This is a genomic window from Mycoplasma sp. CSL10166 (genome assembly GCF_017116885.1).
Taxonomy (GTDB): Bacteria; Bacillota_I; Bacilli_A; order Mycoplasmatales; family Metamycoplasmataceae; genus Mycoplasmopsis.
In genome coordinates, this window is the sequence record NZ_JAFIRF010000002.1 from 125,229 (window position 1) to 141,902 (window position 16,674).

Sequence of the window (16,674 nt, forward strand, 5' to 3'; positions counted from 1 at the left end):
AAAATGAAAAAAAATAAATGAACTAAATTGTTATCTTTAACATTCGGAATGACTTCGATTGTCACCGCAATTTCGTGTGGAGCAAACAATAAACAATCTTCTGAAAAAGCTAATAGCAATTCTACTAATAGCTCAGAAAATGAAGGTCAACCTAAAAGTGCAATTGATATCAAAAAGAATAAAGTTACTGAATTAATAAATTTCTTACCAAACGATGTTAATAAGGACGAATTTATCAACAAAATTAGAGAAGCAAGCGATGATAAAGCACTCGATGCAATTAATGACGAAATAAAAAAATCAATATTAGAAAATGGTAATTCTGAACAATTAGTAAAAACAACAAAAGAAATTTCGAGAAGGATAGTTGACCAATCAAAAAGAAGTGAAATTAATTCAAAAATAGATGATGCTAATAACGAAACTAATGTATCTGATAAAAATAAACAACTACTTAATTTATTTTTATCAGCAACTCAAGAAGCGGAAAAGCCTGCAACCGAAGAACAAAAAAAATTATCTAAACAAAAATTCACTGAAGTAGTTACTGCCCCAGCTGAAGGAACACATTTTAATTTCGCATTTGAATCTATTAGAAATCAAAGTAAATCTGAAGTTTTACCTTCACAAGTAATTAGAAATATGTTATTAGATAAATTTGTACCTACCGATGAATATGCATGATTCTTAGATATAGAAGTAAATAACGCAAAAGGTGTAGAAGGAGAAGAAAATCCAAACAAAACAGGAAATGTTGTTTTTTATGTTACATTTAAAAATAGATTAACTAAAGAGACATCAGAAGTTAAACAAATTCAAATTTCTGGTTTTAAAAGCAACCAACAAGGTACTGACGAAAACGGAGAGCAATACGGTGGAACTGAATTAGGCGGATTACAAAAACCTACATCAAACAACGAAATAACAGAATACGTTAAAAAAACTCCAATCGAAAAATTTAAATATGACGATAACATTTATTTAACCGCTTTAAAGAACTATATAAAAAGTGCGGGAGATTTACAAACAATTAGACCAGAATTAATATCAAACACTGACGAAAACATAAAATTCTTCAATAAAAAAGCCAAGGAAGTTGGTTTTAGCCCTTACGAAAGTGCTGCATATAAAGGATTTACATTACCAAAATATGGATCAAACAATAGTGTAGAAGGTTTGGCTTTAAATGATGTAATGGAAATAGGTAAAAAAGATTCGTGAGTAGATTCTTTAGGAAAAAAACCTGGAAACGATAAAGGTTTAGCTAGAACAATAACAAACAAAAATTATTTAGATGCATCTTACATTACATATCACGTAGAAATTAATAATTATTTAGCTAGTGAAGATGAAAATCAAAGAAACCTATTAAGAAAGCACGTTAAGAACCCTGAAAAATTAAAAGAATTTGCAGAAAAAATAAACGACAAAAACGCAAAAGATGAATTTATTAGAAGAATTAACGAAGCACACGGCGATACTATGGAAAATCCTCTTCAAGATTATTTAGAGCAAATAACAATCGATATTTTTAGAGCATTAGTTCAACAAATGAATGGCGATGAAAATGGTGCAGCTAGAATTTACACAGATTACTTAAATAAATATAAAGATGTTGTTTTAAATAAAATAAAATCAGATAATGAAATAAACGAACAAACCAAACAAAACGCAGAAAACTTTATAAGAAAAGCACAAAGTATGTGAGATATTCAAAATAAATTTATAGACTCTCAGGATGTTATTGCAGGAACCATTTGAATTATGGATTACGAGTTACCTGAAAGCGGACATTATCCAACTAAATTTTACTTTGGTACAAACTTACATGTTGCGGATGCAATAAATCCAAGTAGATTTGCGGGAATGTCAATAACAAATGTAAATAAGGAATCTGTTAGAGGTGATTATTCAAAATTAAAAGTAATACCACTAGATTCTGATAAATATAATACAGGAGTTATTCAAAAAGAATCGTTAAAAAGAATTTTTGATGCTAAAGATTATTTAAAAACAAATCCATCACAATATTTGATAAATAAACAGCAAGAAAAATATAAGGATGTACAAGAATTTCTTGATTTTTCAATATTTGAAATTGATTTCGAAAAAATTTCAACCAACGAATTAAAAGGTAAAAGTCCTCAAGAATTTGCAAAATGAATAACAAATGATTATGCAAATTGAAAGGACGAAGATAAAGTTAAGTTTAAATCAGAATCATATTTAAAAAATTATGAAAAAATAAATAATCCTATTTTATCTAAAAATGTAGACTTAAATAAATTGGATCAATTAATTATTTTAGGTTATCCTAAATCAAAATCTAACAATTGATTAGATTGGTTTATAAAACAATATGTCGAAGAAGATCAAATGAAAGCTCGTGAATATGGTTATAGCTTATGAACAAATGCTGATGGGGATTATTATAATAAAACTGTGACAGAAGACGAGTTCGATAAAAGAACAAAAGAAAAACTTGACCGTGGTAACTTTTTATCATACAATGTTGCTTGGCGTGGTTTTATAGACAAACCAGGTGTTGTCGACGCTTTCATTTCTTCACCAACCGTAGGAGCAAAACAAAAACCATTTGATAACTTATATATTTCTGACGATAACAAAAAATACATTTTATACGGTCTTGAATATCTACCAAGAAATTATGTTCCGGGTGGTGGAGCTTCGGGAAGTGGTGTGAGAACAAAAAATAACGAAATGGTTTCTGTATATCACGCAAGTTTTCAAGGAGCTAAAACCGGATTATCATCTGCTTTTAGATCAGAAGGATATAATTATAAAGGTTTATTCGGAGATTATAACCTACCACAATATGATTTAATTTATGGTGGTGGGAAAGATCAACAAAATTCATATCGTGAAAGTATGGAAAAACTTTTTAAAGAAAATAAAGTTAAAAATACATGACTATTCCCTAATGGTTTTGAAAAAACAAATATTCCTACAGAATTCCAATTTGACAATAATAAATTAATAGAATATACACCAACAAAAAATACATCAGATATTTAATAAAATTAAAATGAAAGGAAAATGCTTCCTTTCATTTTTTTATTTAGTTAGTTCTAAATCTCAAATTTCTTCAATAAGTTCAGTTTGAACCGAATGTCTTTTTGCCGAATTTATTGAAGAGTCCACATAATTTAAAGGATCTATATTTGGAAAAGATTCCTTTATATAATCCACTAATTTTGGATTATATTCCTCTATATCCGAAGATATTCTTTCAATATCATAATTATTCATAAATACACGATTAATTTTAGGCTTAACTAAAGTATTGTTATTAAGTTTATTACCAATTGTAAGACCAATGACCGGAAATGCTTGCCCTTTTATATTTAATAGTTCAATTATTTCTTTTGCTATATGTCTAACAAAACCAACAAAACATGTTCCAAGCCCTAAATCAATTGCTTGATCTTGTGCGCTAGTAGCTTGAATAAAGGCATCACCAACTGCTATAGTATATGTTTCTGTTGAATTTTTGTTAAATTTAACATCAGGATTACTTTGTAGTACCATATTCATTCTATTAAAATCTGCTAAAAATATAACAAACATAGAAGCAGTTCTAATGTGTGTTCCTTTAGGGTAAAGTTCAGCTATTTTATTTAAAATAGTTTTATCAGTAATAACAATAGCACTTGATGAATGTCAATTCGAAGAAGTTGGCGTATTTTTAATTACATCTATAATATATTCTTTTTCTTCTTCAGAAACCGGATGATTTAGATCATATTCTCTAATACTTTGTCTTGATAAAATTTTTTCATGAAAATCCATAATAACTCCTATCTACATAAAATTATATCACTTTGAAAAATACATTTTTATGCTTAAATTTACTTTTAAATTTTTTTAAATAAAATAATTAATAAAATTTTTTAAAAATACTTCCGTTTTTTTTTTTTTTTAGAATTATATTGATTAATTCAAAAAATAGAAAGGTCAAAATGAATAAAAATAAAAAATTAGCTTTAACAAATTTATTAAGTAAAATTCTTATCTTAATACTTATAATAGTAATTATAGCCATAAACGTAACAAGCGTTGTAAAAGCAACCAACAATTATAACAATTATGGATATGGTAATTATTACACAAACAAAAGTGAAGTTTATAATAGTGCTAAGGGAGTTTTAATCGGTTCTATAATAATAGGAATTTTATTATTTGCATTTTCTATAATAACACTTGTTACTCATATTATTTTAACTATAAATGCAAAAGATAAAATTAGAACTTTATTATTAATCGGATTCATCGCTCCGTTTGCAACTTTTGCTGCTACAATAATGATTTTAAGTTCTTCTAAAAAAGAATTCGTAAACAAAAACAAAATAATTACTGAATAAAAATTTAATCGATACAAAAAGCCTCTCAAAAACTTAATTTGAGAGGCTTTTATTATGAATTGTAACTATTAATTATTTTGATAAGTTACGAACACGAACTACTGTGTAAGGCATTAAAGCAATAAATCTAGCTCTTTTAATAGCTGTAGATACTTTTCTTTGATGTTTTGCACATGTACCTGTAATTGATCTTGATTTAATTTGTCCAGTTGCTGATACATAACCGTTTAATAATTCAACGTCTTTGTAGTCAACATAGTTAGATTTGTTTTCACAAAATGAACACACTTTTCTTCTACCTGAAAAAACTTTTTTACGTTTGTTGTAAGCCATATTAATCTCCTTGAAATATTAACCAAAAACTTCTTGGTCATCTGGTTCATTATTTTCATTTTCAGAATATCCGCTTGTGATATCTTCGAAATTATGTTTACTATTCATAACATTATTTTGAACCGAATTATTATTTTGTCATTGGTTTTGATTGTTAAAATTATTTTGTTGTTGATAGTTATTATTATTAAAATTATTATTAAATCCATTATTTGACATTTGTTGGTTGTTATTGTCGTTATTTCTCAATCTTCTTTGGAATTCATCTTTAGATTCCAAGAATTCAAATGTATCAACAACAACATCAAACGACCTAACTAATTGATTAGTTTCTCTAGAAGTATAAGTATTTGTTTGTATACTACCTTCTATCATAACTTTAGAACCTTTTGTTGTGTTTTTCGCAATTAATTCTGCTGTAGATCTTCAAGCAATAACATTAATAAAATCAGTAATTTCATTATTAGAAGAATTTGATATTCTTCTATTTATTGCTAATGTGAATCTTGTGTATCCTACACCTGAGCTTGTTGCGTTATACACAGGGGTAGATGTTAATCTACCTATTAAAATAACTTTATTCATATTAAATAACTACCTTTCTTTCTCGAAAATTATTTTTCAACTTTTTCAGTTTTTACTGTTGTACGTCTTCTTGGTTTTTCAGTATTTTCAGTTGAGTTATTTTCATTTCTTGTGTTGTTTTTATCGTGTGGTTTGAATGTTCTTCTTTTTCTATTTGGTTTTTCTTTTTTAGAACTATTTAAACCTTTTTCACTATCTAAATTAATTACAAGTGTTCTTCAAATTTGTTTAATGATATTTGCACGACGTGTAAATTCTGCAGGTAAGTTAGCTTCTGTTTCAACTTCTGCTTGAATGTATTGTGCAAATTTAGATTTATTTATTTCGTATGCTAATTCGTTTTTCTCTAATTTTTCAGCTTTTTTAACTCCTGCACCGAAAACTTCGTTAAGTAAATCAAATGCAATTTTAGAGTCTGCTTTAGGATCAACGATCATCATAATTTCGTATTTAACCATTTTTTATCTCCTTTTGGTCTTTCTGGGCAATATTTGCCAAGGAGTACTCTATACATACTCATAGTTAATTATATAAAATTTTGTATATTTTCTTAATAATATTTTAAGAAATTTAAATTTTAAATTTAATAAATATTAAAATGAAAAACTTGACAAAAAAGTTAATAATTGTGATATATTTATGGTTATGAAAAATTTAGTTATTGTTGAGTCACCAAATAAGGTAAATACAATTAAAAAATATTTAGGTGACGATTATGAAGTTATTGCTTCAATAGGTCATTTTTTAAAAATGAAAACAAGCGGAGAATACGGTTTAGGTATTGATTTTGAAAATTGAGAACCTTCTTATTCTCTAGAAAGAGGCAAAAGTAAATTAGTTAGCGGAATAAAAAGCGCATTAAAAGAAGCTAAACATGTTTACATTGCAACTGACCCCGACCGTGAGGGTGAAGCGATAGGATCACATATTGTTGAATATTTCAAAATAAAACCTGAAATGTACTCAAGAATTAAATATAACGAAATAACAAAAGATGCAATTTTAAAATCTTTTGAAAAGGCAAGCGTACTAGATGAAGGTTTAGTTGATGCACAAAAATCTAGAAGAATGTTAGATCGTATCATTGGTTTTAGAGTAAGTCAATTGATCAGAAAAAAATTCAAAAACTCTCCTGGTACGCCAACTGCGGGTAGAGTTCAATCAATTGCACTTAAGCTTGTCGTAGATAGAGAAAAAGAGATAAATGCTTTTATACCTGAGCAATATTACAAGTTGAATGCAAAGTTAGTAAATAATGATGTTTTAGCTATGTATTTTAATTCTGAAAATATTTCAGAAAGAAGAGAATGAATCGAAACAAAAGATATCGATAAAATTAAAAAAGATTTTGAAAACATAGATCTAAAATTAGAAGTAATTAATATAGCAAAAAGTCAAAGAAAAGTTGGAGCATTAACACCTTTCAAACAAGCTACATTATACAAAAAAAGCCCATTAAGTTCTTCTTCTACACAATCTGCTGCACAAAATCTTTATGAGGGTTATGGAGACGGAGGATTAATAAGCTACCCAAGAACCGATAGTTCAAGAATGTCGCAAACTTTTGTGAATGAAGCTCATAAATTTATTGCTAAAAAATGAGGAAAAGACTATATAGCTGAAGAAATAAAAGGCTTTAGTGGTGATCAAGATGCCCACGAAGCTATTAGACCAACAGATTTAGAACTGACTCCAGAATTAGCAAAAAGTAAGTATCCCGAAATGTCAGAAAGTGAGTTAAAAGTTTATAAATTAATTTATGAAAACACCTTAATGGCGCTAATAAAACAACCTATTAGAGAAAGTAAACAATATACTTATAAAACTAAAGAATATATGTTTAAAAACACTTATTCAAAAATTATTTTTGATGGTTATTATATAGTTACAAATAAAGAATTAGAACAAAATGATCCAAATTATCAGCTAAATCAAATTGTTGCTGTCGAACAATTTAATTTTGAAGAACATGAGACAAAACCTGCTCCAAGATATAATGATGGAACATTAATTGAAAAACTAGATGAAATAAAAGTAGGTAGACCTTCAACTTTTGCTTCAACAATTAAAATAATAAAAGATCGTGCTTATGTTAATATGCAAGGTAAACAACTTGTACCTACAGAATTTGGTATAAAAGTAAGTGATTCTTTAATAAATGCCTTTCCAGATATTTTTAATGAATTGTATACAGCTTCAGTTGAAGAGCAATTAGACAAAATTGCAGATAATGAACTCGAAAAAAATAATTTAATGGAAGCTTTTTGAAACAAATTTCAAGTGGCATTAGAACAAGCTACAGATAAAATGAGTGTAGTTCAATTTGAATTAATTGAACTTGATGAAAATTGCCCACAATGTGGAAATAAATTACTTATTAGAAATAATAAAAAAGGACAAAAATTTATCGGATGTAGTAATTTTCCTAATTGTAAATACACTGCTAGTTACGAAGAAGGTAATAATTCTTCAAATAACGATAAGTACGATGAAGAAGAAGAATAAAAAAAATCGCAAAATGCGATTTTTTTATTTATTAAAATTAAAAAATTATTTTAACAATATAAATAATTTTTTTACCAACGTGCAATAACGCGTATTTGTTGTTAAAATATTCTGAATAAACAACAAAATCTTCGTTTACTGGCTTTAAATTAAATTTAATTGCCTTATTTTGGATAAATTCTCTTGCTTCTCTTTTAGATTTTAAAATTGATTTATTGATTAATTGTTCTATTAAATTAGAGTCTTTTTTAATTTCTACTAAAGGTATTTCTTTTTCAAGAGAAGATAAAATATTAGAATCAAAACTACTCAAATCAAGTTTTTTATTATATAAAATTTCGCTTATTGTTTTTGATTTAATAGCCTCGTTTTCTCCATGAATATTTTTAATAACCTCATATGCTAGTGTTTTTTGAGCATATTGAGATGATGTATTAGAATTATGAATTTCCATAATTTCATTTATTTTTTCAATAGGTAAAAAAGTTAATCATAAAAGTAATTTTTCTACTATAGTATCAGTTTGTTTTATTAAAAATTGATACATATTAAAAGGCTTTGTACGTTCTTTATCGAGTCACAAACTACCTCCACCTGTGGATTTACCGAATTTATTACCATTCTCATCAGTAAGAAGCCCGGAAGTAAACACAAAAGCTTCATGATCGTTTCCAACAACTTTAGAAATTATTTCTAAACCTGTTGTAATATTTCCTCATTGATCTGAACCGCCAAATTGGACACGTACATTGTACTTTTTATAAAGTTGAAGAAAATCTCACCCTTGTATCAACGGATATGAAAATTCAGTAAAACTCAATCCCTTTTCTAATCTTCTAGCAACTGAATCTTTATTAATCATTGTTGATATGTTTACTAATTTTCCAACATCTCTTAAAAATGTTAAAAAATTCATATCCTTATAAAATTCAAAATTATCAATAACTTCTATCCCAAATCCTTCTAGTTGTTGTCTAATTTTATTTTTATTTTTATTTAAAGTTTCGCTATCAAGCAATTGACGTTCGCTATCTCTAAAAGAAGGGTCTCCAATCATACCGGTAGCACCACCCAAAACACCAATAACTTTTCAACCATATGATTTAAACCTTAAAAGTATTGCAATTTGAATATAATTACCAAGGTGTAAACTATCAGCTGTAGGATCAAAACCAGCGTAAACAGCACTTTCATCGTCAGTTTTATAAAACTTTTCAATATTACTTGTATCTTTGAGAATACCTCTTTTTTCAAGGTCTTTTAAAACTAAATGTCTTGACATAAATCAAACTCCTGTCCCACTTGTGTCTCATCGCCAAAAATTAAACCATCTCTTTCAATTCCTAATGTTTTATAGCTTGTTACCATACCGTTACTTTCTATATTCATAACTTTACCACTTAAAATTTCAAGTCCTGAGAAGGTGGTTGCACCAATTCTAGCAAACACACACACTTTTCCTTCTAAAGTATCCAATGTATTCGTTATTATTTGAGTAGTTTTTTCTTCATTAAAATTAACCTCTAAAACAAACAATTTATTACTTTTTTCATGAATAGTTCTTTTTAGGATTTTACCATATTGAAACATTTTTATAGGTTTTATCACTAATCCTAGTTTATTAGCCTCATCTTTAATGATATTAATTTGCTCGCTACTTAATCTAAAAAATTTATTATTATTTTCAATAAAATACTTCTTATTATCCAAAATATTTATTGAAGAAACATTCTTGTTTTCGTCAACAAAAAATACTATTTTATCACCATAAATTTTATTAATTTTTTTAATATTTGAATTAACAAAAACAATACTTGTATTTGCGAAATTTTCATTTAAAACATTGCATATAATCATTTTTATATTATAACACATTTAATTGTTATTTTATATTATAATATACGTATGAAAAAAATAGCAATAGTAGTGGATTCATCAATTGGTTTAACAGAAAAAGAAGCAAACTCGAAAGGTTTTTATTTTTTACCTCTAATTATTGAAATTGATGGTAAAAATTTTTATGATGGAATAGATATTAGTCATTACAATATTTTTGAAAATTTTAATTTAGAAACTAAAACATATTCTACATCCGCTACACCAATAGGTTATTCTTGCAAAATGATCGAAAAATTATCAAAAGAATATGATAAAATAGTGGTTTTTCCTATTTCAAAATACTTATCAAGTCAATACTCAATGTTAAAAAATTTAGAAAAAGATTATCCTAAACTTAGAGTTATTGAATCGGTAAATATTTCAGGAACACTGCAAATGCAAGTTAATAAATTTATTAAAACATACAAAGAAACTAATGATTTAGAATATTCGATAAAACAGGTTGAGCCATGAGACGAAGATTTAGACGTTACTTTAATACCGAAATATAATAATTATTTACTTAAAGGAGGACGTTTAACACCCGCTGCAGCCACACTTGCAAAACTCCTTAAAGTAGTACCATTGATAAGGTTTGAAAACGGAGAGCTTTTAAAACAAGGTAAAGGTCTAGTTTTTAATAGAACGGTAGAGAAAGAAATTGAATCTAAATTAAAAAAACATAATTATAATACGGATATATTGATAATATCTTCTGATTTAGAGACAATTAACTATTATATAGAATATATAAAAAACAAATATGACATAATAGCAAAAAGTGCATTTATTCCTTCTGTTATTTTGATTCATGTTGGACCAGAAGCGGTCGTAGTAGCTACTAAAAAAGATATAAATAAATTTTGAGAAAATAATGATGAAAATAAAAATTAATGATTTACAAGAATTGGATGATTTTATAAGAAAAATATTACCATTGATTAAGAAAAATAAAATTTTGTTATTATACGGTGATTTAGGTTCAGGCAAAACAACTTTCGTTAAGTTGTTAGCAAAACAACTAGAAATAAAAGACAAAATTACATCTCCAAGTTTTAATTACATGAAAACATATAACGGACTTATACATATTGATTTATATAACTACAAGGGAGATTTAGACGAATTTGTAGATTATTTCGAAGATAATATTGTTGCCATCGAATGGTCTGAATATTTAAAATATCAGTTTGATAATTTTACAAAAATTAAGATTAGTATAATTAATGACCAAAGATTTATTGAATTAGAGGAGAAATAAAATGAATATATTTTTAGACACTTCATCAACTGATTTTGTTATTTTTTTATTTGATAATAATTTTAATGTAGTTGATTCAATAATTTTAGAAGGTTATAAAAAGAAAGTCGATTTAATTGTCGATCAATACAAAAAAATATTAAGTAGAAACAATTTAACTAATAAAAAAATTGATGCATATTATACAAATGTCGGTCCTGGTTTCTTCACAGGAGTAAGATCTAGTTTGGTTTTTTTAAGGACAATGGCAATGTTGGAAAATAAAAACTTATTTTACACAAATTCTTTTTCTATCTTAGAAATTCAAAATCCAAATCAAAAAGATTTTTTTATTGATGCTCAAGGTAAAAAAATGTATTTTTATAACAAACTAGATTTAAATAAAGAAATTAAAACATCAATTAAAATTTTAGATGATAACGGTAAACAAAAAAGTAAGATAAATTATTTTGAAATGAAATTAAATTTCGTAAATTATAAAGATATTTTCAAAACTAAAAATTTATTGGAAATAGAACCTTTATACATTAAAATGCCTCAAATAGGAGAAATTAAGTAATGAAAATAATTGGCATAGAAACCTCTCATGATGACACTTCAATTGCAATAATGGAAAACGGAAAAATATTAGATATGTGATCAATTTCTCAAACTGATATTTTTGAAAAATATGGCGGAACTATACCTGAATTGGCATCTAGAGAACATGTTAAAAATATAGCGATACTACAAAATGAAATCATGAAAAAATATAATTTGTCCGAGATTGATTATATAGCATATACTAAAGAACCTGGATTAATAGGTTCTTTACAAATTGGTTATTTATTTGCGAGTGCATTATCTATATCTATGAATAAACCTCTAATTCCGGTAAATCATTTACATGGTCACTTCTTGTCTGCTACAATAACAGAAAAGATTTTTTTTCCATCGTTATGCCTATTAGTTTCAGGAGGACATACCCAAATTTTATATGCAAAAGATTACAATAATTTTGAAATTGTAGGCGAAACCTTGGATGATGCTGTTGGAGAAGCGTTTGATAAAGTTGCCTCTAGAACTGGTATAGGTTTTCCTGGAGGACCATTAATAGATAAGATTTATCAAAATTACAAAGGAGATTTTTTTAACTTTACAAAGCCTAAAACAGAAAATGAATTAGATTTTTCTTTTAGCGGTTTAAAAACTCAGGTTTTAAATTTAATTAATTCTGAAAAAATGAAAAATAATTCAATTGATAAAAATAAAATAGCCGCTAGTTTTCAAAAAATTGCTGTTGAATATTTAATTGAAAAGATGAGTGTTGCAATAAAAAAATATAATCCAAAAAGTATTGTATTAGGCGGTGGTGTTAGCGCAAATACTTTTCTTAGAAATGAATTTTTAAAATTACACAAAGATGCAATTATTCCATCGCTAAAATACTCCACCGATAATGGAGCAATGATTGCACAAGTTGCATATTTAAAACTTGAAAGTTCTAAGTAAATATTAATTAGAACTTTTTTATTTAAAAAAATTCAAGCATCTTAAATACTTGAATTTTTATTATATTATTTAAATTATATTATTGTAATTTTGCACCTTTGTTTGAAACTATTTCGTTGTTTAAACTTTCTGCTTCAACACCAACAATTGCATGATATCCTGTATCTGAAACTTTTGATAGTCCAAAAATTCCTGATTTTTTAAGTTCTTCTTCGTTAACTTTTGAAGAATCTTTAACTGTATATCTTAATCTTGTTGCACAGTTGTTGTATTCAACAATATTGTCTCATCCACCAAATGCACTAACAATTTTTTTAGCTTTTGCTGATAATTCACCTTCTTCTGTTGTAGAAGTTGTTTCTTCTTGTTCACTATCTGCAATAACTCCGGCTCCACGTCCTGGTGTACTTAAGTTTAATTTTGTAATCATGAAGTAACCTGTGAAGTAGTATGTTACACCTGTTAATAATCCTAATGGTAAAATTCAGAATGGATTTGCCATAACTTTAGCAGCACCTTCGTAACCAGATTCATTAATAATTCTTAATGATTTAGGAATTGAAAGAACGAAGTCCATAAATCCAGCACTAAATCCGAATCCTAATTGAATTCCGAATGCACCTGTAATAAATGCAAATATTCCTGTTAATAATGAGTGAATGAAGTATAGAAGTGGTGAAATGTATAAGAACGCAAATTCGATTGGTTCTGTAATACCTGTCAAGAATGAAACTACGGCTGCTGAACCAAATAAAGCAATAACTTTTGTTTTTTGTTCTTTTGTAGCAGCTGTTTTAACAAATGCTAAAACTAAAGCTGGTAAACCGAACATCATCATTGGGAAGAATCCTGCTTGGAAGATTCCACCAGGGTTACCTTTAGCAACACCTTGTAAGAAGATGAAAATATCTCCGTTAACTGTTTCGCCTGCTGCACCACCTTCTTTAGCGAATGTTCCTAATTGGAATCAGAATAAGTTATTTGGAATGTGGTGTAATCCAAATGGAATTAATAATCTATTTATAAATCCATAAACTCCCATAATTGCAGCTCTTGTTCATCTAGCTGATTCAAAATCTGAACCTTCTTTTATTGAAACTGCATCTGACATAGCTTTAGAAATTAAGTAAATTACGTATGCTATTCATGGGAAAACAATTGCTCATACGAATGAGAATACTAAACCAGAAATGATAGCTAATGCTGGAGCTAATCTTTTTCCTGAGAAGAAACCAAGAACTTTTGGTAATTTAACTGAATTTGTATTGTTGTATACATACGCAACTAAAGCACCAATTGCAAGTCCATTAAGTACGTTTCCTCCTAAAACCGCATTATATTTTCCACCAAATAAGGCTTCAAAACCATTTCCTTCACTAAATGCAACATTTCCGTAGAATCCTGTTGTAAATGAAGGAACTAAAGCTATAACAATATATGTAGCTATTAATCCGGCAAATGCGGCTTCCGCACGCTTATCTTTTGTAAATCCAAAAGCTAAACCTACACCAAATAAAATTGGTAAATTATCAAATACTGCAGCACCAGGTTTGATAATGATTTCTTGAATTAATTTTGAGAATGCTGTATCTGTTGGGATTTCAGCACCAATTCTTAAAAGAACGGCTGCAACTGGTAAAACTGCGATAGGGAACATAAGTGTAGCACCAATTGAGCTTAATTTTGACATTACTTTTGTTCAAAAACTGGTTTGTTGGTTATTTTTTGACATTGACATCATTATTTTTTACCTCCAGATTTTGAAATTGAATTTTTTTGAGCTTTTTTAAGCACAAAACCGTGTACATAAACTGTAGCAACGATTGCTCCTAAAAACACAATAACGAATAATAGCGCAATTGCAGCAATAGTATTCGCTCTTGATGCGATAGCGGCCGCATCTTCAGGTTTTGTGTATAGTGTACTTAGAAGTACAACTGCCACAAGTAATACTGCGAATAATATTCATAAAGCAATATATGCATATTGTGATTTGTGTAATGAGGATAATTTATTTGACATTTTTTTAGACATTTTTATTAAATAAAATAACCTTTCATTAGTCGAGCAACTATTAGGTCGCTCAATATTATTTAAACATTTTAAAAAAGATAAAAATATTTTTGCATAAAGTATTCATTATATTTTTGAAAAAAACTACTTTTTGTTATATATAAAAATATAAAAACATATATTATTCATTTATATTTTAGTAATAAGTTTTAAAACTAAAATATGTTTGAACCTAATATATTAAAAGTTGAGGAACAATATGAAAAAATTAGATAAATACGAATTAAACGAATTAAACAATTTATTTGTTGAAGCGAACTATAAAGTTGCTGATACTTATAAAGAACATTCAAAAGACATAGAAAAAATAGCATCAATGTGTATTGAATCTATTAATAAAAATGGAAGAGTTTTTTATATTGGTGCAGGTACTAGTGGAAGAATAGGAATGCTAGATGCATTAGATTTTTATCCAACTTATGGAGAAAAAAATTGATTTAAATATGTAATAGCCGGCGGTGACGATGCAGTTTTAGATTCCCTTGAAATGAATGAAGACGATTTTAAGCTCGGAGAATCAAATGCAATTGAAAATAAAATTAATAAAAACGACTTAGTAATAGGTTTAAGCGCTTCAGGAAATACCAAATATGTAAAAGGTTTTCTTGCAAAATCCAAAGAAAAAGGTTCAAAAACAGTTTTAATATCAAATAACAAAAATGGTGCTATCGAAGAATTTGCTGATTTTACATTAGTATTAGAGTTAGGTAACGAAGTTATTTCAGGATCAACAAAACTAAAAGCAGCTACAATGCAAAAATTAATATTGAATTCAATTTCAACAATGACAGCAATAAAGACCGGAAAAGTATATGATGAATACATGATCGATGTCAAACCTATAAACGAAAAATTAGTAAAAAGATCAATAAATATGATAGTAGATATTGCAAATGTTGATTTTGATTATGCAAAAGAAAAATATAATGAAGCTAGACAAAACGCTAAAACAGCCATAGTTATGATATTAAAAAACATTGATTATAAACAGGCAGTGGATTTACTAAATAAAAATAACTCTAACTTAAGAAAGGTTATTGAACATGAATAAAAATATTATTAAAATTGAAAATGTAAAAATCATTAATCCTGAAAGTACAATACAAAACGCTGATGTATACATAATGGATAACAAAATATTTGAAGTTGTCGAAAAGGAAGGCGAAGGTAAAAATATATTAGTTCCAGGTTTTATTGACACACATATTCACGGTATATATAACCAAGATGTTATGGATGGTACTAAAGCTGTTGAGATAATCTCTAGAAAACTTGCAAAACATGGTGTTACTTCATTTATGCCAACTGCAATGACAAACTCTTGAAAAACTATTTTAAAAGCTTTGAAAGATGTTTCAGAAAATAAAAAATGAGTTTCTCGTAATTTGGGAATACATATCGAAGGTCCTTTCATTGGAATGTCAAAAAAAGGGGCACATAAACCTGAATATTTAATTAAAGGTACAAAAAGTAGAATCGATAAAATGTATGCAACCTCAAACAATATGTTAAAGAAAATTTCTTTTGACCCATTAATGGTAAATCTAGATGTTTTTAAATATATGCAATCTAAATTAGGGATTATTGGTTCAATTGGACATAGCAGTGCTTCATTCCAAATTGCTGACAATTTCTTTAAAAATGGATGTTACTCAGTTTGTCATATGTGAAATGCCATGTCAGGTGTAGATTCTCGTAATCCAGGATTATTGGAAGCGGCTCTATATAATAATGATGTATATACAGAATTAATAATAGATTTATTACACGTTTCAAAGGAATCTATTGATTTTTCTATTAAATTAAAAGGTGTAGATAAAATAATAGCAATATCTGATTCTATAAAACCTGCTTATGCACCTAATGGGGAAAATATTTCAGGTGATATACCTGTTATTAAAAAAGGAAATTTAATCACATTAAAAGGTACAAACACTATAGCAGGTTCTGGAATCACTATTCATGATGCATTTAAAAATATTGTCAAAATTGGTTATTCACTTAACGATGCTGTTAAAATGACATCATATAATTCGGCTAAATATTTAAATATACAAAATTTAGGTAAAATTGAAACCGGATTTCTAGCTGATTTAGTAATCTTAGACAACGAAACTTTGAAGATAAAAGAAGTTTATATTGATGGTAAAAAAATAAAAGGATAAA

General features: G+C 27.4%; 17 protein-coding genes. 9 read left to right on the forward strand and 8 right to left on the reverse strand.

Translation table 4 applies throughout. The features are described 5' to 3' along the window. Positions 1-3 precede the first annotated feature (3 nt). Positions 4-3,036 carry an Ig-specific serine endopeptidase MIP gene (gene mip / locus JXZ93_RS04275; RefSeq protein ID WP_205852673.1) on the forward strand — a complete coding sequence of 1,011 codons (3,033 nt, stop codon included), beginning with the start codon at positions 4-6 and terminating at the stop codon, positions 3,034-3,036. Positions 3,037-3,075: 39 nt separating this feature from the next. On the opposite strand, the gene JXZ93_RS02860 is transcribed toward mip, so the two are convergent. After that, complete coding sequence (locus JXZ93_RS02860; protein WP_205852674.1) at positions 3,076-3,810, reverse strand: nitroreductase family protein; 735 nt, start codon at positions 3,808-3,810, stop codon at positions 3,076-3,078. 170 nt (positions 3,811-3,980) lie between these two features. Between JXZ93_RS02860 and JXZ93_RS02865 the strand changes: the two genes are divergently transcribed. Then, positions 3,981-4,382, forward strand: a complete 402-nt coding sequence (locus JXZ93_RS02865; RefSeq protein ID WP_205852675.1) for a hypothetical protein — start codon at positions 3,981-3,983, stop codon at positions 4,380-4,382. A gap of 72 nt (positions 4,383-4,454) precedes the next feature. Here JXZ93_RS02865 and rpsR read toward each other — a convergent pair whose 3' ends face one another. From rpsR to rpsF, 3 genes are read right to left on the reverse strand one after another with little or no spacing between them, the layout of a single operon-like run. Continuing rightward, positions 4,455-4,715, reverse strand: coding sequence for a 30S ribosomal protein S18 (rpsR, locus tag JXZ93_RS02870; protein WP_205852676.1), 261 nt, complete (start codon positions 4,713-4,715; stop codon positions 4,455-4,457). Positions 4,716-4,733: 18 nt separating this feature from the next. After that, on the reverse strand, positions 4,734-5,300 hold the full coding sequence (locus tag JXZ93_RS02875) for a single-stranded DNA-binding protein (RefSeq protein WP_205852677.1): 567 nt from the start codon (positions 5,298-5,300) through the stop codon (positions 4,734-4,736). 29 nt (positions 5,301-5,329) lie between these two features. Beyond that, a complete protein-coding gene (gene rpsF / locus JXZ93_RS04280) occupies positions 5,330-5,758 on the reverse strand; it encodes a 30S ribosomal protein S6 (protein WP_205852678.1) in 429 nt (142 codons plus the stop codon). Positions 5,759-5,945: 187 nt separating this feature from the next. Here rpsF and topA point away from each other — a divergent pair, with 187 nt between their 5' ends. Next, on the forward strand, positions 5,946-7,805 hold the full coding sequence (topA, locus tag JXZ93_RS02885) for a type I DNA topoisomerase (RefSeq protein ID WP_205852679.1): 1,860 nt from the start codon (positions 5,946-5,948) through the stop codon (positions 7,803-7,805). Between the two features lie 37 nt (positions 7,806-7,842). Here topA and tyrS read toward each other — a convergent pair whose 3' ends face one another. Together tyrS and tapR are read right to left on the reverse strand one after the other, a co-directional pair. Further along, a complete protein-coding gene (gene tyrS / locus JXZ93_RS02890) occupies positions 7,843-9,087 on the reverse strand; it encodes a tyrosine--tRNA ligase (RefSeq protein WP_205852680.1) in 1,245 nt (414 codons plus the stop codon). Further along, complete coding sequence (tapR, locus tag JXZ93_RS02895) at positions 9,072-9,662, reverse strand: TyrS-associated PheT N-terminal domain-related protein TapR (protein WP_205852002.1); 591 nt, start codon at positions 9,660-9,662, stop codon at positions 9,072-9,074. The genes tyrS and tapR overlap by 16 nt, the downstream gene beginning before the upstream one ends. A gap of 48 nt (positions 9,663-9,710) precedes the next feature. Between tapR and JXZ93_RS02900 the strand changes: the two genes are divergently transcribed. Genes JXZ93_RS02900 through tsaD form a run of 4 tightly spaced genes read left to right on the forward strand, consistent with a single transcriptional unit; the run spans position 9,711 to position 12,435 of the window. Then, entirely contained in the window at positions 9,711-10,577 is an 867-nt protein-coding gene (locus tag JXZ93_RS02900; protein ID WP_205852681.1) for a DegV family protein, read from the forward strand. Next, positions 10,558-10,944: a tRNA (adenosine(37)-N6)-threonylcarbamoyltransferase complex ATPase subunit type 1 TsaE gene (tsaE, locus tag JXZ93_RS02905; protein ID WP_205852000.1), complete on the forward strand. Its 387-nt coding sequence runs from the start codon at positions 10,558-10,560 to the stop codon at positions 10,942-10,944. The genes JXZ93_RS02900 and tsaE overlap by 20 nt, the downstream gene beginning before the upstream one ends. 1 nt (position 10,945) lies before the next feature. Then, positions 10,946-11,503 (forward strand): hypothetical protein, encoded by a 558-nt coding sequence (locus tag JXZ93_RS02910; RefSeq protein ID WP_205852682.1) that lies wholly within the window; start codon positions 10,946-10,948, stop codon positions 11,501-11,503. Continuing rightward, on the forward strand, positions 11,503-12,435 hold the full coding sequence (gene tsaD, locus JXZ93_RS02915) for a tRNA (adenosine(37)-N6)-threonylcarbamoyltransferase complex transferase subunit TsaD (protein ID WP_205852683.1): 933 nt from the start codon (positions 11,503-11,505) through the stop codon (positions 12,433-12,435). Before JXZ93_RS02910 ends, tsaD begins: the two co-directional genes overlap by 1 nt. Before the next feature lie 79 nt (positions 12,436-12,514). On the opposite strand, the gene JXZ93_RS02920 is transcribed toward tsaD, so the two are convergent. Continuing rightward, the gene (locus JXZ93_RS02920; protein WP_205851997.1) at positions 12,515-14,176 is read right to left on the reverse strand and encodes a PTS transporter subunit EIIC; all 1,662 of its coding nucleotides are present in this window, start codon (positions 14,174-14,176) and stop codon (positions 12,515-12,517) included. After that, complete coding sequence (locus tag JXZ93_RS02925; protein WP_205851996.1) at positions 14,176-14,457, reverse strand: hypothetical protein; 282 nt, start codon at positions 14,455-14,457, stop codon at positions 14,176-14,178. The genes JXZ93_RS02920 and JXZ93_RS02925 overlap by 1 nt, the downstream gene beginning before the upstream one ends. Positions 14,458-14,707: 250 nt before the next feature. On the opposite strand from JXZ93_RS02925, the gene JXZ93_RS02930 reads away from it, so the two are divergent. Both JXZ93_RS02930 and nagA read left to right on the forward strand, forming a co-directional pair. Then, positions 14,708-15,559 (forward strand): N-acetylmuramic acid 6-phosphate etherase, encoded by an 852-nt coding sequence (locus JXZ93_RS02930; protein WP_205851995.1) that lies wholly within the window; start codon positions 14,708-14,710, stop codon positions 15,557-15,559. After that, on the forward strand, positions 15,552-16,673 hold the full coding sequence (nagA, locus tag JXZ93_RS02935) for an N-acetylglucosamine-6-phosphate deacetylase (RefSeq protein ID WP_205851994.1): 1,122 nt from the start codon (positions 15,552-15,554) through the stop codon (positions 16,671-16,673). Before JXZ93_RS02930 ends, nagA begins: the two co-directional genes overlap by 8 nt. Position 16,674: the final 1 nt, after the last annotated feature.